Below are 20,459 nucleotides of genomic sequence, written 5' to 3'. Positions count from 1 at the left end.
GGGGGGTCTTTTCCGCCCTCCCCCCCCCGCAAAAATCCCCCCCCCCGCGCCCGGGACACGCATCGCTTACGCCGCGTTGAATCCCGCGATCGCCTTCACCTCGAGATATTCTTCCATGCCGTACTTGCCCCATTCGCGGCCGTTGCCGGACTGCTTGTAGCCCCCGAACGGCGCGGTGCGATCGTTCGGCACGCCGTTGAGATTGACGTTGCCGGCGCGGATCTGGCGGCCGACCTTGCGCGCGGTTTCGACGCTGCCGGCGGAGACATAGCCCGCCAGACCATACGGCGTATCGTTGGCGATCTTCACCGCATCGGCTTCATCCTTGGCGCCGAGAATGGTAAGGACGGGGCCAAAAATTTCCTCGCGCGCGATGGTCATGTCGTTGGTGACATCGGCGAAGATGGTCGGGCGGACGTAAAAACCCTTGTTGACGCCTTCGGGCAGGCCGGGGCCGCCGGTAACCAGCGTGGCGCCTTCCTCGATGCCCTTCTGAATCAGGGTCTGGATCTTGTCCCACTGAATCCGCGACACCACCGGACCGATATTGGTATCCGCGGCGCGCGGATCGCCGGCCTTGGTCTTGTCGGCGACGCCTTTGGCGATGGCGGCGACCTCCTTCATCTTCGACAGCGGCACGATCATGCGGCTCGGCGCGTTGCAGGACTGGCCGGAATTGACGAACATGTGCGCGACGCCGCCGGCCACAGCCTTCTGCAGATCGGCATCTTCCAGGATGATGTTCGGCGACTTGCCGCCGAGTTCCTGGCTGACGCGCTTGACCGTCGGCGCCGCGCGCTTGGCGACATCGATGCCGGCGCGGGTCGAGCCGGTGAACGAGATCATGTCGATGTCGGGATGCTCGCTCATGGCGGCGCCCACTTCGGGGCCGAGGCCGTTGACGAGATTGAATACGCCCTTGGGCACGCCGGCCTCATGCAGGATTTCGGCGAAAATCAGCGCCGACGACGGCGTGAATTCCGACGGCTTCAGGATCATGGTGCAGCCGGCGGCAAGCGCGGGGGCGACCTTGCAGGCGATCTGGTTCAGCGGCCAGTTCCACGGCGTGATCATGCCGATGACGCCGACCGGCTCGCGCACCACCACGGCCGAGCCCAGCGGCTCCTCGAAATGATAATTCTTCAGCACCTCGAGCGTGGACATGATGTGGCCGAGGCCGGCGCCGGCCTGCATCTTCTCCGCCATCGGCAGCGGCGCGCCCATCTCGTCGGACACCGCGGCGCCGATATCCTTCATGCGGGTCTTGTAGACCTCGACGATCTTGGAAAGCAGCGCGACGCGCTCCTCGCGGCTGGTCTGCGAGTAAGTCACGAACGCGCGCTTGGCGGCAGCGACCGCCTTGTCGACATCGGCCTTGGAGCCGAGCGCGACCTCATACATCGCCTCTTCGGTCGCGGGATTCACGACCGGCGTGGATTTCTTGACGGCAGGGTCGACCCAGGCGCCGTCGATATAGAATTGCATGCGGTTGACCATCGTGAACCTCTTCTTCGGGGCAATTGGAAGGGAACGGGAACGTCCGGCAGGCATCCTTGCACGAAAGCGCCTGGAATTGAACCCGCCATGCGCGGGAGCCGCCATGCGGCTGCGAGGGATATAAGGCGGGCGGTGTGGTGGACAAGGCGTGCTCGAACGGCATTGCGCGGACAAGGCCGACGATAACGACTGTGAGCGCGGCACCCCGTGCGCTTCATTTTTCCGAATTAGAATCTCAACCGCGTTCGTCATTCCGGGGCGCGCCTCTTCGGCGCGAGCCCGGAATCCATAACCGCCGATCGTGATTATGGATTCCGGGCCTGCGCCCAAGTGGGCGCATCCCGGAATGACGGACACGGTTTTGCGTTCTAGCGGCGCCATGCGTCCGAGGTTTGCTTTTTTCCCTCGCGAACTCCGCGAGCGGATGGAGCGGCGGGAAGCGCCAGGGCCCCAACATTGCGCCCTACGGAGTGCATCGCTTGAACGGATGGGACGGAGGCTATGGATCCCGGCGTTCGCCGGGACGACTAATCACACCGCCATCTTCCGATGCCTTACCGGCGCCCCGGCCGTCAGCCCCTCCGCCGCATCGATGATAGCGTTGGCATCCATGCCGTGATGGCGGTAGAGGTCGCCAATCGTGCCGGTCTGGCCGAAATGCTCGACGCCCAGCGCCTCGCAGCGATGGCCGCGCACGCTGCCGAGCCAGCCGAGTGCGGCGGGATGGCCGTCGATCACGGTGACGATGCCGCAGTCGCGCGGCAGCGGCGCCAGCAGCTTTTCAACATGGCTCATGTGCTTCGACCCGCGGTTGTCGCGGCGGATCTTCCGCGCTGCGGTCCAGCCGGCATGCAGGCGGTCGGCGGAGGTGATCGCGAGCAGGCCGACGTCGCGGCGGCTCTCGCCGAGCAGGCCGATGGCTTCGATCGCTTCGGGCGCCACCGCGCCGGTATAGGCGATCACGACCTCGGCATTCGGCCCGGGCTTGCGCAGCCAGTAGGCGCCGTCGGTGATGGCTTGTTGCAGGTCCGGCGTCATCATCCGCTGCGGCTGGTCGATGGTCCGGGTCGAGAGCCGCAAGTACACCGAGCCGCCGCTGCGCATGCCGCTCTGCGCGTCGCCCTCGTCCTTCAACGCGCGCTGCATGTGGGCAAAACCCCAACCCATGATGACCGCGAGTTCGTCGACAAAGGCCGGCTCGAACGCGGCGAGACCATCCTGCGCGAGGCCGATCAGCGGCGTGACGATCGACTGATGCGCGCCGCCTTCCGGCGCCAGCGTGATGCCGGACGGCGTCGCCGCCACCATGAAGCGGGCGTCCTGGTAGCAGGCATAGTTGAGCTGATCGAGCGCACGGCTGATGAACGGATCGTACAGGGTGGCGATCGGCAGCAGCCGCACGCCGTTGATCGAGGCGGACAGGCCGAGCGCCGACATCAGCAGAAACAGATTGCTCTCGGCGATGCCGAGTTCGATATGCTGGCCCTTGGGCGAGGCATCCCAGTTGAAGGTCGAGGGTATCTTCTCCTTGCGGAACAGGTCGGCGGCCTCGCCCTTGGCGAACAGGCCGCGCCGGTTGACCCAGGCGCCGAGATTGGTGGAAACCGTCACGTCGGGCGAGGCGGTAACGATGCGGGAGGCGAGTTCGGTGTCGCCGCGCGCGAGTTCATTGAGCACGAGCCCAAACCCCTGCTGGGTTGACATCTGCGGCGCTGGCGGGAACGCCAGCCGCTGCGGCACCTCGATCACATCAGCGGTCAGGCGCCGGCGGCCCTCGCGGTTGAACGGCGCGTTCTTCAGGAACGAGTCAAGCGCTGCTGCGTCCTGCGACAGTCCCTCGAACCTCTCCCATTCATGTCCCGGCCGGATGTTCTGCGACGCGCGCCATTTCTCCATCTGCGTCGGCGTCATCAATCCGGCGTGGTTGTCCTTGTGGCCCTGGAACGGCAGCCCGACGCCCTTGATGGTATAGGCGATGAAGCAGACCGGGCGGTCATGATGGATCGCTTCAAAAGCCTCACACATGCTCGCCATGTCGTGCCCGCCGAGATTGGACATCAGGTTAAGCAATTCGTCGTCGCTGCGCCGCTCGATCAGCGCGGACACCTCGCGCTGGTCGCCGATCTCGTCGCGCAGCCGCTTGCGGAAGGCGGCGCCGCCCTGAAAGCACAGCGCCGCGTACATCTGGTTCGGACATGAATCGATCCAGCGCCGCAACGCGTCGCCGCCGGGCTCGGCAAACGCCGCCTGCATCAGCCGGCCGTATTTCACGATTCTGACGTCCCAGCCGAAATTGCAGAACATGGACTCGAATTTTTCCCACAGGCCTTCGCGCACGACCGCATCCAGGCTCTGGCGGTTGTAGTCGACGATCCACCAGGTGTTGCGCAGGCCATGCTTCCAGCCCTCCAGCAGCGCCTCGAAGATATTGCCCTCGTCCATCTCGGCATCGCCGACCAGCGAAATCATCCGGCCCTCGGGCCGGTCCTTCATCCAGCCATGCGCCGTGACGTAGTCCTGCACCAGCGAGGAGAACAAGGTCTGCGCCACGCCGAGGCCGACCGAGCCGGTCGAGAAATCGACGTCGTCGACGTCCTTGGTGCGCGACGGATAGGACTGCGCGCCCTTGAAACCGCGGAAATCTTCCAGTTTTTCACGGGTCTGAAGGCCGAACAGATATTGAATCGCGTGAAATACCGGGCTGGCGTGCGGCTTCACCGCGACGCGGTCTTCCGGCTTCAGGATTGAAAAATACAGGGCCGACATGATGGTCACCAGCGAAGCCGACGAGGCCTGATGGCCGCCCACCTTCAGGCCGTCGCTGTTCGGGCGGATGTGATTGGCGTGATGGATCGTCCATGACGACAGCCACAGCACCTTGCGCGCAAGCGCGGACAGCAGTTCAAGACGCGTGGATTCGGCCGACATGGCATGGCTCCGGTCATGCTGGATGGTCGCCGATGTTACCCAGCGGCCCGGTGCAAGAAATCTCAAATTGTTGGGATACGCCGCCGATTATTGAGATAAAATACCATAACCGAGGCTTTTTAACCGGATTTATCTCAATGTTGACCCTCGACGCCATCGACCGCAAGATTCTAAGCGAGCTGCAATCCGACAGCCGCACCACCATGCAGGAACTCGCCGAAAAGGTCGGGCTCTCGGTCTCGCCCTGTCACCGCCGCGTCAAGCTGCTGGAGAAGCGCGGCGTGATCACGCGCTACATCGCCATGGTGGACCAGAAGTCGCTGGGCTTGCATGTCAGTGTTTTCATCTCCATCAAGCTGACGCGCCAGAAGGAAGAAGACCTCGACCGTTTCGCCAAGGCGATCTCGGGCTGGAAGGAGGTGCTGGAATGCTACCTGATGACCGGCAACCGCGATTATCTGCTGCGCGTCGTCGCCGCCGACCTGTCGTCCTATGAAGCGTTCCTGAAAAACAAGCTGACCCGGCTCGACGGCATCGCCTCGATCGAGTCGAGCTTCGCATTGAGCCAGGTGAAATATTCGATCGCGCTGCCGGTTTGAGCGTGAGCGCATCGATCGTCCCGTCATTGCTTCGCCGCTGACGCGCCTCGCAATGACGACCTACCGTTTTGCAAGCTTTCGAAGCCGCCATACGCCGAGACTCTTGTCGGCCCAGCCACCGCCTGCTTCGATGCAGTTCTCGTTCAGCAGTTCGACCGGCGTTCCCCAACAAAACGGGGCACGCTCGAAATTCAAGGCGCGCCAGTCGCCGTCCTCACAATCCTGATTGGCTTGCCACTGCGGAAACGTGGTCGCGATCAGCCATGATGCGCCGGAGCGGCGGAAATTGGCGATCGCGCGTTCGATATTCGTGAACGACAGATGCACCAGGCAATCGCGGCACAGGATCGCATCGCAAGCAGGCAGCACGTCCCGTGTAATATCGGCGAGACGATAGTCACCCTTGATTTCGCCGGCGGCGGCGCGGGCCTGCAGGCCCTCGATCAGCGCCGGCACGATGTCGACGCCGACCATACGCACCGTGAGGCCCGCCGCATTGATCCAGCCGGCGTCGCCGCAAGGAGCGTCGAGCAGCGAGGCGATCCCAAGCCTTGTCAGCAGCCGCGGCAATTCCGCGCGCAGCACGGCGGTCGCATCCATCTCCGAACCGAGACCGGACGCAGATGCCGCGGCGCCCCAGAGGTTGCCGCCGTGGATGCGCTGAAAGCGTTGCGCCAGACCCAAGCCGGCAACGGATTTTTGTTCCGCAGCAAAGCGCTGGTGCGCAAGGACGGGCGGACGATCGGAATCGGCGGGAAGATTGCCTCTTTTCGTCATCGGCTAGTCTCCGCGCAGCCAAGCCAGCACATCGGCGTTGACCTCGTCGGGATAGCTATGGCTGAGATCGGCCAGTTCGCGGTAGACGATATCGGCGCCTGCGGCCGCGAGCACCTGATGGGTTTGCCGCGCGGTCTGTACCGGAAACATCCAGTCCAGCGCGCCGTGCACCAGATAGACCGGCAAGCCGCGCAACCGACCGGGTGACGCCATCTCGGCCATCAAGGGATGAAACGTGGCGGCGACCGGCGCCAGGTGCGTGAAGCGCGAAGCGTCCTCCAGCCCACTGACATAACAGAACGTGCCGCCGTCGCTCATTCCGGTCAGCAGCATGCGCGATGTGTCCACGTTCCAGCGGCCTTGCACGGCATCGAGGATACGATTGAGGTTCGGCGTGTCTTTGTCGCCGCCCATCAGCGCCCAGGTCGGCCCCGTCGCGGTGGGCGCTACGAGAATGGCGCCATGACTGCGCGCGTCGCGCAGCCAATTCCAGAGAAAATTGCGGCCGTGACCGCTGCCGCCGTGCAGCGCCACCACCAGCGGCCAAGCGTGATCGGGCGCGTAGCATTCCGGCACGTAGAGCGAATAACCGCCGCGGCTACCCGGTTCATTGTCGGCATGCATCACGCCCGTGCCGTCCCGCGCCGGAACGCCGAGGCGTGCCGTTATCCCGGCAACGTCGCCGCGCGCGGGATCGCGAAAGTAATGGTCGATCGCGGCGACCACGCCGGCAAGCGGATACAGCGCTTCCCTGGCGCGCGGCAGGTATCGAAGCGCGCGGAAAACGGCGCGGATTCCGTCGGCCTGTTCCGGCGCGCCGCGTAACGCGTCGAATGCCGATAGCGCTGCATCGGCCGCGGTCTGCAGCCGGCCGCACACGCCTGCCAGTTCTTCCGGCCAGCCGTCGAGCAGTTTGCGGGCCGTTAGCAGATCCCGGTCCGGCGTCCCCGCGGCGTCCATCACTGCGTCGAAATCCGGTGGATGAAAATGGCGGGCAATGAAGCCTAGTGCTTCCAGCGAGCGCAGCAACGGTGGCAGCACACCTGCTAGATTTTCGGTGACAATGTCGCTCATTCAGCTTCATCACGGTCGGTGACTGCTCACAGCACGCACACGGTGGATCGGCGGCTCCCTATTCCATCGACTTGAATGCAATCGTGCGGTTCGATATGACACTTTCAAGGTGTATTGTAATAGAGATTTTTTCGAAAATTGGAGGCAACCATGGTTTCCAGGCGTCGCGCAGGCTGTCTTGCCAACAAGCTGAACCTGGTGGGGTTGATTTCCGCAGGGTTATCGGTCGTCTCGCTGTTTGGAGCGCCACCCGCCGCCGCGCAGAACGCCAGCCAGGCATTTGCCAATCCTCCGACGTTGCGGGAGCGCGGGACCACGCGGCCTCTTCTCGAATCGGTCGGTCCAGGCGCTGAACCTGCCGCCGCCGGGCGCCGGGATTTCGATCTGACGGTCGCCTATACCGACAGCAAGATCTGGAATCCCGCAACGCGACGTTTCGACAAGGTGCATCTGCGCAGCTACACCGGCGATGGCGTCGACCCCGAGGCTCCCTATGTCGCGCCGCAGATTGAGGTGCGGCCGGGTCAGACCATCAGCATGACCCTGCACAACAAATTGCCGGCCGATCCAAGCTGCACCGCGCAGCACGGCGATCCGAACGATCCGCATTGTTTCAACGGCACCAATCTGCATTCCCATGGATTATGGATCAGCCCTTCCGGCAATTCCGACAACGTCCTGCTGTCGATCAATCCCGGCGTCGATTTCGAATATATTTACAACCTGCCGCCGGATCATCCCGCCGGCACGTTCTGGTATCATTCGCACCGTCACGGTTCGACCGCATTGCAGGTTTCCAGTGGCATGGCCGGCGCCCTGATCGTGCGCGGCGACCGCATGCCGACACCGGCCGCCACCGGCGATATCGACGTTATCATGAAGAATGCGGACCTGACGCCGATGACCGAACGCGTCCTGGTTCTGCAGCAGATTCAGTATGCCTGCCTCAACGCGCAGGGCCAGGTGAAGGTCCAGACCGCCCCCACCGACTCCGCGAAGATCATCGCGTGGGTTTGCGATGAAGGGGACGTCGGGGTCATCGACAACTACTCTTATCCAAGCACTGCCTTTACCCACGGCAATCCTCCGCGGAACATAGGCGTGGGATTCGGACCTTCCGGCTGGGTCCAGTCGGGCCGTTTCACCACCATCAACGGCGTTGTGCGGCCGGTGTTCGAGGCCACCGCCGGGCGGCCGGAACGCTGGCGGCTGATCCATGGCGGCATTTTCGACACCATCACCTTCGGTTTCCGCAAGAAGAAGGCGGACGCGCCGGCAATCACTGCGCTCAGCGCGCTGGAGGCCGCAAGCTTTGTCGCGGAAAACTGCACCGGCGATCTGTTGTCCTATCAGCAGATCGCAGCCGACGGCCTGACGATGCGCCAAGCGCTTCCCACGCCGACGTCGACGCTGCAACCGGGCTACCGCTATGACGCGCTGGTGGTGTTTCCGGAAGCTGGCGAGTACTGCGTGGTCAACGAGTCGGCGCCGGGATCGGGAAGCGTGAGCCGCGCGGCCGTCACGCGGCAGCTTCTTGGCCTGGTCCAGGTCGGCGCGGGAACACCGGTGACGAACAGCACGGCTTTGCTTGAGGATGTGCTGTCGCAGGTCGCGCTGCGGACCTTGCCGCCCGGCGTGCGCGACAGGGTCGCAGGCGAAATCCGCGACGGCTTGAAGTTCACCAGCTTCATCCCGCATCCGGATATCGCCGACAGCGAAGTCACCGGAAAGCAGGAACTGGTGTTCTTCATCAACATTGGCAATTCCGGCGTCACCTTCGAGGTCGGCAACAAGTCGATCGACCCCCAGCACTTCGATCCCGCGCAGTTCAACCCGCAACCATATGCTCCGACCCGGATCGACCGGAAGCTAAAGCTCGGCGGGGTCGACGAATGGACGCTGCAATCCGGCTTCGTCAGCCATCCCTTCCACATTCATGTCAATCCGTTCCAGGTCGTCTCGATCACCGACCCGACCGGCAAGGACGTTAGCGTGCGCGGTGCGGTCGACAATGGCGGCGGCCAGACCGCTCCCGATCCGCAATATCCGGGGCTGAAGGGTGTGTGGAAGGATACGTTGTGGGTGAAGGACCTGATCAACGACCCGGCGGATTTCCCAGGCAAGCTTGGCACGTCGATGTATACGATCAAGGTTCGCACCCGCTATCAGCGCTATATCGGCGAGTATGTCCTGCACTGTCACATCCTCGACCACGAAGACCAGGGCATGATGCAGAACGTTGAGATTCAGATTCCGGACGGCACCGGGGGCCTCGCCGCGAGCCATCACTAGCCACACCTGGCGGAGACTACGCGTTTGGAGACGGCTCGGCCTCGACCGGCGCCTGCATCCTGCGGATGCGCTCACGATGCGCCGTATAGAGGCCGCTGGCGACGATGAACGCGGCGCCGGTCACGGTCCAGACGTCGGGAACCTCGCCGAAAATCAGGAAGCCGAGAATGCTGACCCACACCAGCTGGGTATAGGAGAACGGCGCCAGCACCGAGGCATCGGCATAGCGGAACGCCAGCACCACGATCCATTGCCCGGCCGTTGATGCGATGCCGATGAATATGCCGAACAGGATATCATGCCAGCTCGGCGTCACCCACACGAACGGCACCAGCACGGACACGATGCAGACACCCGCGATGGACGAATAGGTCATGGTCGTAATGGCGTGTTCCCGGCCGCTCATCATGCGTGTCATGATCAAGGTGCAGGCCCATGCCAGCGCCGAGGCAAGCGGAAAGAAAGCAGCCGGATGAAACGCGCCCGAGCCCGGCCGCAGGATGATCAATACGCCGATCAGCCCGAACGCCGTCGCCAGCCAGCGCCGCACGCCGACCTTCTCGCCGAGAAAGGCGATCGACAAGGCGGTAACAAACAGCGGCGCGATAAATCCGGTGGCGGACGCTTCCGCGATCGGAAGGAACCGCAATCCGGAGATGAAGAACAACGAGGAGCCCAGCAACGCAATGCCGCGCAGGACCTGGAGGCCGGGGCGTCCGGTCTGCAATGCATACAGCGGCGATCGCGGCAGCATTGCCGGAACCATGATTGATGCGAACACCAGAAATCGCATCCACGCGATCTCGATCGACGGCAGGGTAGCCGACAGATATTTCGCGGTAACGTCCGAACATCCAAGAAACACGGTCGATGCGAGGATCAGCGCAATACCGCGAAACGGCCGGTCAGCGCGGGCCGACGCCGATCGGGTTGCCGGCTTCTTTTTCGGCAAGGGCAATGAGGCATTGTCCAGCCTGGCGGCTGCTGCGGTTGGCGGGGTCACGGTGAAAACTCGGGCTTAAAACACGGTCGAATCGGGCGAGGTTTCAAAAACGACAATTAGCGCGGAGCGACAAGGCCGGAAAACAGGATGCCGATATGCGCGTTTGCGTGCGGCGGCGCGTCACGGTTGATCCGTCATTCCAGGATGCGTGCGAAGCGCGCAGACCCGGACTCCGGAAGTTCAGAAAATATTGCTGGACTTCAGGTGCGCGCTGCGCGCGCCGCGAATGACGCCCCGCTACAGCATCGGCAGGCCGCGCGGCTTCGGGCCGCGCGGAAACGCCTCAGCAAGCACGGCGATCTCCTTGTCGCTCAGCGCCAGTTCGCCCGCAGCGGCATTGTCGGCGGCATGATCCGGCCTGGATGCTTTCGGAATCGCCAACAGCGGGGATTCTCGCGTCAGGAAACTCAAGGCGACCTGCCGCGGCGTTGCGTGATGCGCCTCCGCGATCTGCTGCAACAGCAGTCCCGGCCTGCTGCGCGGCGGCGGGAAATCGTTATGACCGAACGGCGAATACGCGACCACCGCGACACCGTGCGCCTCGCACCACGGGATCACCGCATGCTCGATGGCGCGCTCCTGCAAATGATAAAGCACCTGGTTGCAGGCGATTTTGCCGTGACCCGCGATGCCAAGCAATTCACCGAGATCAGCGGCGTCGAAATTGCTGACGCCCCAGCGGCGAATTTTGCCGGCGATAACCAGTTCGTCGAATGCGGCAACGGTTTCCTGCAATGGATAGGATCCGCGCCAGTGCAGGAGATAGCAATCGAGCCGGTCGGTATTCAACCGCTTCAATGAGCGTTCGCATGCGGCGATTGTCCCGCGTCGCGACGCATTGCTCGGCAAGACTTTCGAAACCAGAAAAACGCCGTCGCGCTTTCCGGCGATAGCCTCGGCGACCACCAGCTCGGCATCGCCGTACATTTCGGCGGTGTCGATGTGGGTCATGCCGAGATCAATGCCATGGCGCAGCGCCGCGACCGCGGTGGCGCGGTCGCCGTGATCGATGTGCCAGGTCCCCTGCCCGATCACGGACACAGGCGGGCCGCCGGAGCCGAACGGATGTTGTCTCATGATTGCCTCGCATACGCTGTCGTCTCCCGCGAAGGCGCGGACCATCAACTCCGGCGTTACGTCGACCCCGCCGGTTCAACTTGTTTATCACGCAATAGCAATGCAAGGCACGGCGCATGGGTCCTCGTCTTCGCGGGAACGACTCGGTATCGAGAGGCTACATTTCATCATCCAGCACGCTGATATCGGCGACCAGTACCGTCCCGCTCGCCGACTCCGTGATGTAAAGCCGGTCGCGCTTCGCACCGCCGATCGCGACATTGGTGCAACTGGGGCCCGCGCAGGATTTGATCCGCGCGATCAATTCGCCATTGGGTGCGAATACAAAAACATGGCCCAGCGATGCATGCGCGACAAACAGCCGGCCTGAGCCGTCCATGGTCAGGCCGTCGGGGCCGCTGGTTCCAAAGGTCGAACAGAAACGGCCGGCCTTCGAGACGCTGCCGTCTTTCATCAGCGGTGCGCGCCACACCGCGTTGTCACGGGTCATCGCCACGAACAGAACCGTCTCGTTCGGATCAAGAACGAGACCGTTGGGACTGACGCCGGTACCGATCAGGCAATCCAGTTTTCCGGCCGGTGACAGCCGGTACACCCGCCCGGTCGGATCGTGCAGGCCGGTCTGTCCCTGGTCGGTGAAGTAGATGTCGCCGTTCGACGCCAGATGCAGATCATTGCAGCCTTTAAAGGATTCCGAGTTGCGCGCCGTCAATAGCGGCTGCATCCGCCCCGCTGCCGCATCGAGCTGCATGATGCCGTACCGATAGTCGGCAACCAGAATGCGCCCATCCGGGTGAATCTTGAGGCCGTTGGGCCAGCCGTCATATTCCATGATTAGCGACCACACCCCGTCGGATGAAATCCGGAAGATGCGTCCGAACGGAATATCGACGACATAGAGATTGCCGTCGGCATCGAATGAAGGTCCCTCGATAAAGCAATCGGTAGGCTGTCCCGGCCGGTTGGCGTCGGCCCAGGTCGAACCCACGCCCTTGCGGCGAAACCGCTCCGGCATCGCCGAAAACACATCGGTATCGATCAGCGGCGGCGGACGGTCGATATACATCATCGCGGGATTCACCTGTGGACGACATGCACCATAAATGAGCATGTCCGCGCCGTCGATGTCATCGCGTGCCGGCCGGTGGCATCCGTCAGCAAGATGGTTTGCCGCAGCATGCCGTTCTTGTCCCGGTCGTGAGGCGTGCTATGAATCCGGCACGCCGCCGCTCATCGCCGCCGAGCGGGTGGCCTACGGAATTACCGCCCTTGAAGGCGGATTGCAGGGAGGATGACCACATGGCCCATGCAGGCCCGACCAGGCGTTCGGTATTGGCCGGAACACTCGCCACCGGAGCGCTTGGTCTCGCAGGATTCCCGGCGCGCGCCGAGCCGCAATGGAAGAAGTATGCCGGCACCAAGCTGGAAGTCATCCTCGCCAAGGGGCCGCGCGGCGACAACCTGCAAAAGAACATCAAGGAGTTCACCGCCCTTACTGGCATCCAGGTCGAGTCCGAACAGATCCCCGAGCAGCAGCAGCGGCAAAAGGCCGTGATCGAGCTCGCATCGGGCAGACCGAGCTTCGACGTGATCCATCTCAGCTATCATGTGCAGAAGCGGCAGTTCGAGAAGGCCGGCTGGCTCGCCGACCTGTCGGGCTTCATGAAGGACCCTAACCTTACCGCGCCGGACCTGGTGGAAAGCGATTTTTCGGCAGCAGGCCTGCAATACGCCAGGAATGACAAAGGCCAGATGCACTCGCTGCCGTGGTCGGTCGACTATTTCATTCTCTATTACAACAAGGAGATGTTCCAGAAGAAGGGCGTCGCGGTGCCGAAAACCTTCGAAGAGATGGTCGCCGCCGCCGAAACGCTGACCGATCCGAAAGAGGGCACGTTCGGCTTTGTCGGACGCGGCCTGCGCAACGCCAACATGACGCTGTGGACCAACTTCTTCCTCAACTATGGCGGTGAATTCCTCGACGCCAGGGGCAACATCCTGACCGATGGCCCGGAGGCGATCGAGGCGACAAAACTGTATCAGCGCCTGCTGACCAAGGTGGCACCTCCGGGCGTCTCCGGCTTCAACTGGATGGAGTCGATGGCCTCCTTCACGCAAGGTCGCTCCGCGATGTGGATCGACGGCGTCGGCTGGGCACCGCCGCTGGAGGATCCTGCGGCCTCGCGCATTGTCGGCAAGGTCGGCTATACGGTGGTGCCGGCCGGACCGAAAGGTCAGTACTCGGCAACCTACGGCGACGGCATCGGCATCGCGCAGGCGAGCAAGAACAAGGAGGCCGCTTATCTGCTCTGCCAATGGGCGGTCTCGAAAGCCCAGGGCGCGCGGCTGCTGCAGGCCGGCGGCGGCGTGCCGTTCCGCAACTCGATCCTCAACGACGAGGACGTGCGCAGCGGGGTAAAACTGCCGCGGGAATGGCTGCAGTCGGTGATCGATTCCGCCAGGATCAGCAAGCTCGGCCTGCCGGTGATCATTCCGGTTGCCGAATTCCGCGATCTGGTCGGCGCCGGCGTGACGGCGACGCTGTCGGGATCGGATCCGGCAACCGAGTTGAAAAAAGCGCACGAGCAGTTCCGGCCGATCCTGGAGCGCAGCGAGAAAGCGTGAGTGTGGTCCCGCGCGGGCATTTCAACGATCGCCATGCGCGGGCTCGACCCGCGTATCCATCTTCTTCAAAAGAAGGATTGCCGGGTCAAGCCCTACTGGATGCACACATCTCCTCGTCATTGCCGGGCCTGATCCGGCAATCCATCCATTAAAAGAGTCTTCCGAAGTGATGGATACGCGGGTCGAGCCCGCGTATGACGAGATGTGTGCATCCAGTAGGGACAAGCCCGGCAATGACGGGGCTGATGATCATGCGCGAGCAAAAAAAGGCCACCGCGGTCGCCGCGCCTGAACGGGAGTTGCGTCCGCCCTCCTACTGGCCGTTCGTGGCGCCGGCGCTGATCGTCGTACTCGCCGTTATCGTATTTCCGTGGGTGTTCACGATCTGGATGAGTTTCAACGAATGGAAGGTCGGCTCGCCGACCACCTTCGTCGGCCTCACCAACTACCTGCGACTGCCGAACGATCCGCGCTTTGTCGAAGCGGTGTGGCATACGCTCGTCTACACCGCGCTGTCGGTGCTGCTGCCGCTGTTGCTCGGCACATTCGCCGCCGTAGTATTTCACCAAAGATTTCCGATGCGCGGCTTCCTGCGCGGCATCTTCATCATGCCGATGATGGCGACACCGGTCGCGATTGCGCTGGTGTGGACTATGATGTTTCACCCGCAACTCGGCGTGCTGAACTACCTGCTGTCGCTGGCCGGCATTCCGCCGCAGCTCTGGGTTTTCCATCCCGCGACCGTCATCCCCTCGCTGGTGCTGGTCGAGACCTGGCAGTGGACGCCGCTGGTGATGCTGATCGTGCTCGGCGGGCTGGCGGCGATTCCGATCGAGCCATACGAGAGCGCGCGCATCGACGGCGCCAATTTCTGGCAGATGTTCCGCTACATCACGCTGCCGCTGATCACGCCGTTCCTGTTCATCGCCGCCATGATCCGCATGATCGATGCGGTCAAGAGCTTCGATATCATCTTTGCGATCACGCAAGGGGGGCCGGGCTCGGCCTCGGAGACGATCAACCTTTATCTCTACAGCGTGGCCTTCATCTATTATGACCTCGGCTATGGCTCGGCGATCGCGGTCGTATTCTTTGTCCTTATCGTGGCGCTGGCGGCCGCACTGCTGCACCTGCGCCAGCGCACGCACTGGGCCGAGATCGGGGCCGGCGCATGAACCTGAAGCAAATGCTCGGCAAGATCGGGCTTTGGTTCGCGGTGTTCGTCATCGTGTCGCCGGCCGTGCTGTTCTTCTTCTGGATGGCTTCACTTTCGGTCAAGTTCGAGGTCGACAACGCAGCCTACCCGCCGGTTTTCATTCCCGAGCGCTTCGCCTGGAAGAACTATGCCGACGTGCTCTCGTCCAACCGGTTTCTGACCTATTTCGTCAACAGCCTGCTGGTCACGGGATCGGCGACACTGCTTGCGATGCTGGTCGGCGTGCCGGCCGGCTACGGCATCGCCCGGATGGCGGCGCACAAATCCGCCGTCGTGATCCTGATCGCGCGCATCACACCGGGCCTGTCTTATCTCATTCCGCTTTTCCTGCTGTTTCAGTGGTTCGGTCTGCTCGGCACGCTGTGGCCGCAGATCATTATCCATCTCGTGGTGACGGTGCCGATCGTGATCTGGATCATGATCGGCTATTTCGAGACCACGCCGCTGGAACTTGAGGAAGCCGCGCTGATCGATGGCGCCACGCGCTGGCAGGTGTTCCGCCACGTCGCGCTTCCGATCGCGCGGCCCGGCATCGCGGTCGCGTTCATCCTGGCGGTAATCTTCTCCTGGAATAACTTCGTATTCGGCATCGTGCTGGCCGGACGGGAGACGCGCACGCTGCCGGTTGCGGTTTACAACATGATCTCGTTCGACCAGTTGAGCTGGGGACCTCTCGCCGCCGCGGCGCTGCTCGTTACCCTGCCGGTGCTGCTGCTGACCGTGTTCGCGCAGCGCCAGATCGTGGCGGGGCTGACTGCGGGGGCGGTGAAGGGCGGGTAATAAGCCCGCTCGTCATTGCGAGGACCCCTTGCGACGAAGCAATCCAGTCGTGCCACACGCGCCGCTCTGGATTGCTTCGCTTCGCCGGCAACGATGGCGTACTAATTCGCCGCCGCCAATCGGCGCGGCTGCGCCTTAGAAGCATCCGCCTGCACAATAAGCCGCTTCAGTTCCGGAATGCACGAGCCGCAATTGGTGCCGGCTTTCAGCCGCGCGCCGATATCGGACGCCGAGCCTGCACCCGCCACGATGGCGTCGCAGATCGCGGCGCGGCCGACGCCGAAGCAGGCGCACACGATCTGTCCGGGATTGGCCAGCCCGTCGACCGATTTACCCGACAGCAGCATGCGGCGCTGATCGTCGTCGAGCGCATCCATCGCGAACAGGTTCCTGACCACGCCCCAGTCGCCGGCATCCTGCGCGGGACCGACGAACAGGCAGGTTTCGATGCGGTCGCCGGTAAATGACGCGGCGCGAAAAATGCCGCCGCCGAAATCCCTGTATTCGGCGAGGTCGTCGCTGGCGACGGACCGCAACCAGGATTGCCATCTCGCAAGATCGGCATTGTCCGCCAGCAGATAACCATAGCCGCCGTTGACGGCGAGACGCGCCCACCAGACGTTCGGCGGCAATTCGAGTTGAACGCGTGACAGCGCGAAGCCGCGAAAGACGTATTCATAGGGTGCGATCGATGCCGGTGTCGCCTTGTTTTCGGGCTGGCCGGAAAACGGATCGGTGAACGGCGCCACCAGCGCGCCGACCCGTGCGGACGAGGCGTTGTCGTCGCTCCAGTGGATCGGCGCGAACAGCATGCCGCGCTGCTGGCGCGTGCTGACGGTTACCTTGAGGATGCAGCGGCCGTAATCGGTGACGACGCGCGCAAAGTCGCCGTCGGCGAGGCCCGCCCTCGCCGCATCGTCGGGATGTATTTCGACGAAGGGCTCCGGCAGATGCTGGCTCAAGCGCGGACTGATGCCGGTACGCGTCATGGTGTGCCATTGATCGCGGATGCGGCCGGTGTTGAGCCGAAGCGGCCGCCCGGCCGTGGTTTCGGTTCGCAGCGCCGGAATTTCCGGAGCGATGAAGCGCGCCTTGCGGTCGTTGGTGTAGAAGCTGCCCGCCGCAAAGAAACGCCGCTGCGATTCGACTTCTCCCCATCGCATCGGCCACACGAGCGGGTCCATCGCCTCGAACGCATCGTCCGACAGCCGCGCCACGCCGCCAAGGTCGAAATCGCGGCTGCCGTTGTTCTCGAATGCGGACAGGGCGGCGTGTTCCCGAAACACCTCCGCCGCCGAATTGAACGCAAACGCCGCACCGAAGCCCAGCCGCTTGGCGACCTCGCTCAACATCCACCAATCCGGCTTCGCCTCGCCGGGCGGTTGGAGGAACGCGCGCTGCCGCGACACGCGGCGTTCCGAATTGGTCACCGTGCCGGATTTTTCGCCCCAGGCCTGTGCCGGCAGCAGCACATGCGCGCCGGCATTCACGGTGTCGTTGGAGCGCACGTTCTCGGAAATCACGAACAGATCGAGCTTTTTCAGTGCGGCGCGCGCGGTATCGGCGTCGGGCAGCGACACCGCCGGATTGGTGCCGATCACCCACAGCGCCTTGATCTCGCCGCGTCCTATCGCCTCGAACATCTGGACCGCTTTGAGGCCCTCATGGGTCGCCATGCGCGGCGCCTTCCAGAACCGGCGCACCCGGTCGATGTCCGGCGGCGTGAAGTCCATATGTGCGGCGAGTTGATTGGCAAGGCCGCCGACCTCGCGCCCGCCCATGGCATTGGGTTGTCCGGTCAGCGAGAAAGGCGATGCGCCGGACCTGCCGATACGCCCGGTGGCCAGATGGCAATTGATGATGGCATTGACCTTGTCAGTGCCTTGCGCGGATTGATTGACACCTTGCGAATACAACGTGACCACGCGCGAGGTATTCCGGAACATCTGGAAGAACGCCGCGACGTCGGTTTCGCCGAGGCCCGTCGCCAGCGCGGTCGCGCCGGCACTCCCCGCGATCATTTTCGCGCGCGCAAGCGCTTCGCCGAAGCCGGAAGTATGCCGGTCAATATAATCGTGATCGAGCGCGCCGTTGTCCGCCAGATGCGCCAGCAGTCCCGAGAACAGCGCGGTGTCGGTCCCCGGCTTCAGCGCAAGGAACAGGTCGGCATCGCCTGCGGTGTCGGTGCGACGCGGATCGACGACGACAATGCGCGCGCCACGGTTCTGCTTGTTGGCGAGCATGCGCTGGAACAGCACCGGATGACACCACGCCGCGTTGGAGCCGACCAGAACCAGAAGATCGGCTTCGTCGAAGTCCTCGTAGCAGCCGGGAACGGTATCGGCGCCGAAAGCGCGGCGATGTCCCGCCACCGACGAGGACATGCACAACCGCGAATTGGTATCGACGTTGGCACTGCCGATGAATCCCTTCATCAGCTTGTTGGCGACGTAGTAATCTTCGGTCAGCAACTGCCCCGACAGATAGAATGCCACCGCACCCGGACCGTCGCGTGCGATGATGTGCTGGAAACGATGCGCCACATGGTCGAGCGCGTCGCTCCAGGCCACCCGTTCCATATTGCCCCTGCTGCAGCGGATCATCGGGTGGAGCAGCCGCGCATCGAGCCCGAGCGTTTCGCCCAGCGCCGAGCCTTTCGAGCACAGCCGGCCGAAATTCGCAGGGTGTCCGGGATCGCCTGATATCGCAGCGCCGCCGCTGCCATCCGGCGTCGCCAGCACGCCGCACCCGACGCCGCAGTAGGGACAGCTCGTGCGGGTGGCACGCAAGGCGGGATCGACCATGGTCATGCCAGCCCCGTCATCGCGTCACGCTGCCTCCGAACGGATGGCGAGCGAGCGGCCGAACATCATGTCGCCGCGGATTGCGGCGATCGGCGCGCGGGTGCGAATCAATTCGAGGTACCACAACGCATCGGCGGTATCGCCGACCAGCACGGCGCCGGCCAGGCAGCCGTTTGCGATCACCAGCTTCTTGTAGGCGCCGCGCTTGGTATCGTTGAGCACGATGGTTTCGGTTCCCTCAGCCGCGATAAAATCGCCTGCGGAAAATACAGCGACGCCGGAAACTTTCAGGTTGGTGGCGACGACGCTGCCGCGATAGACCGCCTCTCCGCCCGAAAGATGGCGTGCCAGCACGCGCGCCTGTTCATAGGCCGGCTCGACCAGGCCATAACAGACGCCGCGATGCTCCGCGCATTCGCCGAGCGCGAAGATATCTGCCGCACCGGTTTGCAGACGATCGTCGACGACGACGCCGCGATTGACCGGTAGCCCGGCATCTTTCGCCAGCGCGACGTTGGGCCGGATGCCGGCCGCAAAAATCACGGCGTCGGCGCCGATGCTGCGTCCATCGGACAATTCGACGCCTTCGACGAAGCGTTCGCCCTGAAGGCGCGCGGTATTGGCGTTGAGCAGGACGTTGATGCCCTTGCGTTCGACCAGGGTTTTCAGCAATTCCGCCGCCGGCAGGTCGAGCTGGCGCTCCATCAGCCGATCCATCAAATGGATCAGCGTCACCGGCGCGCCGGCCTTGGCGAGTCCATAGGCCGCCTCCAGCCCCAGCAAGCCGCCGCCGACCACGACCACGCGCGTCTTGCGCGCGGCAAGCGTCAGCAGCAGGTCGACATCCCGGCTGTCGCGAAACGTATGCACGCCCGCGAGATCGGCGCCGGGCACGTTCAATCGCAGTGGAGTCGAGCCGGTGGCGAGCACGAGCTTGGAAAACGTAACGCACTGTTCATTGGCGATCTTGAGTTCGCGGCGGCCGATATCGATCTCGGTCGCGACGCAGCCGTATTTCAGCGTGACGCCGCGGTCGCGCCACCAGGACGCGGGCTTGAGCTCGATATCATGCGAGGCGGTTTCGCCCGCCAGCACCGAGGACAGCAGCACGCGGTTGTAGGCCAGCCGCGGCTCGTCGCCGATGACCGCAATGGCGTAACGGCCGAGCGAGGTCTTCGCCAATTCATCGACCAGGCGTGCCGCCGCCATTCCATTACCGACGATTACCAGCGGCTCACTCACCGAACGCTCCCTACTCGGCCGCCTCGGCGCTGCCGTACGCTTCGGCGATCATGTATCCCGACAGGGTGCCGTAGGCGGCGGTCCATGCCTCCGCGACGTCCGGCGTCCAGGCCTTGCCGAGCCCTTTTTCCAAAGTCCAGAGCAAGGCGCTGCCGACCACCGGATAGTGCGCCGGTCTGGCGCCGTAATTGACATGTCGCTTCGCCAGCGCGCTCGCCGCCGGCAGGATCGATTCTAAGTGGCTCAAGCCGTTGACGACCACGGCCAGCATCGCCATCAGCTTCTTGCGCTGCTCGGCCATGTCGGCGGGGAACATTGGCTTCACCGCCGGCGCGATCTCGAACAGCCGGTCGTAAAACAATGCCGCCGCGGTTTCCGAAATCGGCACGACCTTGGCGAAGCTTTCCTGCACGAGTTTGACCTGATCCGGTGTCATGCGCGCCTCCGTTCCCTGCACCGCGTCATGCGCGGGCTTGACCCGCGCCTCCGTCTTGAAACTCTTTGCGCTTTCGGTGGATTGCCGGGTCAAGCCCGGCAATGGCGAG

15 protein-coding genes are annotated in these 20,459 nt (G+C 63.5%); 5 read left to right on the top strand and 10 right to left on the bottom strand.

Features of this window, described 5'->3' with window-relative positions:
* Positions 1-66 precede the first annotated feature (66 nt).
* Together ACFE72_RS04925 and ACFE72_RS04920 are read right to left on the bottom strand one after the other, a co-directional pair.
* A complete protein-coding gene (locus ACFE72_RS04925; protein ID WP_375411943.1) occupies positions 67-1,497 on the bottom strand; it encodes an aldehyde dehydrogenase family protein in 1,431 nt (476 codons plus the stop codon).
* A gap of 531 nt (positions 1,498-2,028) precedes the next feature.
* The gene (locus ACFE72_RS04920) at positions 2,029-4,425 is read right to left on the bottom strand and encodes a transketolase (RefSeq protein ID WP_375411942.1); all 2,397 of its coding nucleotides are present in this window, start codon (positions 4,423-4,425) and stop codon (positions 2,029-2,031) included.
* Positions 4,426-4,562: 137 nt separating this feature from the next.
* On the opposite strand from ACFE72_RS04920, the gene ACFE72_RS04915 reads away from it, so the two are divergent.
* Positions 4,563-5,024: an Lrp/AsnC family transcriptional regulator gene (locus tag ACFE72_RS04915; RefSeq protein ID WP_375411941.1), complete on the top strand. Its 462-nt coding sequence runs from the start codon at positions 4,563-4,565 to the stop codon at positions 5,022-5,024.
* Between the two features lie 60 nt (positions 5,025-5,084).
* On the opposite strand, the gene ACFE72_RS04910 is transcribed toward ACFE72_RS04915, so the two are convergent.
* Entirely contained in the window at positions 5,085-5,801 is a 717-nt protein-coding gene (locus tag ACFE72_RS04910) for a class I SAM-dependent methyltransferase (protein ID WP_375411940.1), read from the bottom strand.
* Positions 5,802-5,804: 3 nt separating this feature from the next.
* Entirely contained in the window at positions 5,805-6,875 is a 1,071-nt protein-coding gene (locus tag ACFE72_RS04905) for a phospholipase (RefSeq protein ID WP_375411939.1), read from the bottom strand.
* 150 nt (positions 6,876-7,025) lie between these two features.
* On the opposite strand from ACFE72_RS04905, the gene ACFE72_RS04900 reads away from it, so the two are divergent.
* Positions 7,026-9,167: a multicopper oxidase family protein gene (locus ACFE72_RS04900; RefSeq protein WP_375411938.1), complete on the top strand. Its 2,142-nt coding sequence runs from the start codon at positions 7,026-7,028 to the stop codon at positions 9,165-9,167.
* 16 nt (positions 9,168-9,183) lie between these two features.
* Here ACFE72_RS04900 and ACFE72_RS04895 read toward each other — a convergent pair whose 3' ends face one another.
* From ACFE72_RS04895 to ACFE72_RS04885, 3 genes are all read right to left on the bottom strand, one after another.
* Entirely contained in the window at positions 9,184-10,170 is a 987-nt protein-coding gene (locus tag ACFE72_RS04895) for a DMT family transporter (protein ID WP_375411937.1), read from the bottom strand.
* Between the two features lie 237 nt (positions 10,171-10,407).
* A complete protein-coding gene (locus ACFE72_RS04890) occupies positions 10,408-11,247 on the bottom strand; it encodes an aldo/keto reductase (RefSeq protein WP_375411936.1) in 840 nt (279 codons plus the stop codon).
* A gap of 157 nt (positions 11,248-11,404) precedes the next feature.
* Complete coding sequence (locus tag ACFE72_RS04885; RefSeq protein WP_375412045.1) at positions 11,405-12,313, bottom strand: SMP-30/gluconolactonase/LRE family protein; 909 nt, start codon at positions 12,311-12,313, stop codon at positions 11,405-11,407.
* A gap of 233 nt (positions 12,314-12,546) precedes the next feature.
* Here ACFE72_RS04885 and ACFE72_RS04880 point away from each other — a divergent pair, with 233 nt between their 5' ends.
* From ACFE72_RS04880 to ACFE72_RS04870, 3 genes are all read left to right on the top strand, one after another.
* Complete coding sequence (locus ACFE72_RS04880; protein ID WP_375411935.1) at positions 12,547-13,872, top strand: ABC transporter substrate-binding protein; 1,326 nt, start codon at positions 12,547-12,549, stop codon at positions 13,870-13,872.
* Positions 13,873-14,123: 251 nt separating this feature from the next.
* Entirely contained in the window at positions 14,124-15,047 is a 924-nt protein-coding gene (locus ACFE72_RS04875) for a carbohydrate ABC transporter permease (protein ID WP_375411934.1), read from the top strand.
* Positions 15,044-15,868 carry a carbohydrate ABC transporter permease gene (locus ACFE72_RS04870; protein ID WP_375411933.1) on the top strand — a complete coding sequence of 275 codons (825 nt, stop codon included), beginning with the start codon at positions 15,044-15,046 and terminating at the stop codon, positions 15,866-15,868. Before ACFE72_RS04875 ends, ACFE72_RS04870 begins: the two co-directional genes overlap by 4 nt.
* A 101-nt stretch (positions 15,869-15,969) precedes the next feature.
* Here the strand turns inward: ACFE72_RS04870 and ACFE72_RS04865 are convergent, their stop codons facing one another.
* The 3 genes from ACFE72_RS04865 to ACFE72_RS04855 are packed head-to-tail and all read right to left on the bottom strand — an operon-like array spanning position 15,970 to position 20,350.
* Positions 15,970-18,678: a molybdopterin-dependent oxidoreductase gene (locus tag ACFE72_RS04865; RefSeq protein ID WP_375411932.1), complete on the bottom strand. Its 2,709-nt coding sequence runs from the start codon at positions 18,676-18,678 to the stop codon at positions 15,970-15,972.
* Between the two features lie 18 nt (positions 18,679-18,696).
* Positions 18,697-19,914, bottom strand: a complete 1,218-nt coding sequence (locus ACFE72_RS04860; RefSeq protein ID WP_375411931.1) for an NAD(P)/FAD-dependent oxidoreductase — start codon at positions 19,912-19,914, stop codon at positions 18,697-18,699.
* A gap of 10 nt (positions 19,915-19,924) precedes the next feature.
* A complete protein-coding gene (locus ACFE72_RS04855; RefSeq protein WP_375412044.1) occupies positions 19,925-20,350 on the bottom strand; it encodes a globin family protein in 426 nt (141 codons plus the stop codon).
* Positions 20,351-20,459: the final 109 nt, after the last annotated feature.

Source organism: uncultured Bradyrhizobium sp. (assembly GCF_964252615.1).
Classification (GTDB): Bacteria; Pseudomonadota; Alphaproteobacteria; order Rhizobiales; family Xanthobacteraceae; genus Bradyrhizobium.
The sequence above is the reverse complement of the archived record's forward strand: the minus strand, read 5'-3'. Positions and strand labels throughout refer to the sequence as shown.

Coding starts and splice junctions, on each gene's coding strand:
- ACFE72_RS04900 (WP_375411938.1), top strand. CDS start 7,026: ATGGTTTCCAGGCGTCGCGCAGGCTGTCTTGCCAACAAGCTGAACCTG.
- ACFE72_RS04890 (WP_375411936.1), bottom strand. CDS start 11,247: ATGAGACAACATCCGTTCGGCTCCGGCGGCCCGCCTGTGTCCGTGATC.
- ACFE72_RS04905 (WP_375411939.1), bottom strand. CDS start 6,875: ATGAGCGACATTGTCACCGAAAATCTAGCAGGTGTGCTGCCACCGTTG.
- ACFE72_RS04910 (WP_375411940.1), bottom strand. CDS start 5,801: ATGACGAAAAGAGGCAATCTTCCCGCCGATTCCGATCGTCCGCCCGTC.
- ACFE72_RS04920 (WP_375411942.1), bottom strand. CDS start 4,425: ATGTCGGCCGAATCCACGCGTCTTGAACTGCTGTCCGCGCTTGCGCGC.
- ACFE72_RS04870 (WP_375411933.1), top strand. CDS start 15,044: ATGAACCTGAAGCAAATGCTCGGCAAGATCGGGCTTTGGTTCGCGGTG.
- ACFE72_RS04915 (WP_375411941.1), top strand. CDS start 4,563: ATGTTGACCCTCGACGCCATCGACCGCAAGATTCTAAGCGAGCTGCAA.
- ACFE72_RS04865 (WP_375411932.1), bottom strand. CDS start 18,678: ATGACCATGGTCGATCCCGCCTTGCGTGCCACCCGCACGAGCTGTCCC.
- ACFE72_RS04885 (WP_375412045.1), bottom strand. CDS start 12,313: ATGTATATCGACCGTCCGCCGCCGCTGATCGATACCGATGTGTTTTCG.
- ACFE72_RS04875 (WP_375411934.1), top strand. CDS start 14,124: ATGCGCGAGCAAAAAAAGGCCACCGCGGTCGCCGCGCCTGAACGGGAG.
- ACFE72_RS04880 (WP_375411935.1), top strand. CDS start 12,547: ATGGCCCATGCAGGCCCGACCAGGCGTTCGGTATTGGCCGGAACACTC.
- ACFE72_RS04855 (WP_375412044.1), bottom strand. CDS start 20,350: ATGACACCGGATCAGGTCAAACTCGTGCAGGAAAGCTTCGCCAAGGTC.
- ACFE72_RS04925 (WP_375411943.1), bottom strand. CDS start 1,497: ATGGTCAACCGCATGCAATTCTATATCGACGGCGCCTGGGTCGACCCT.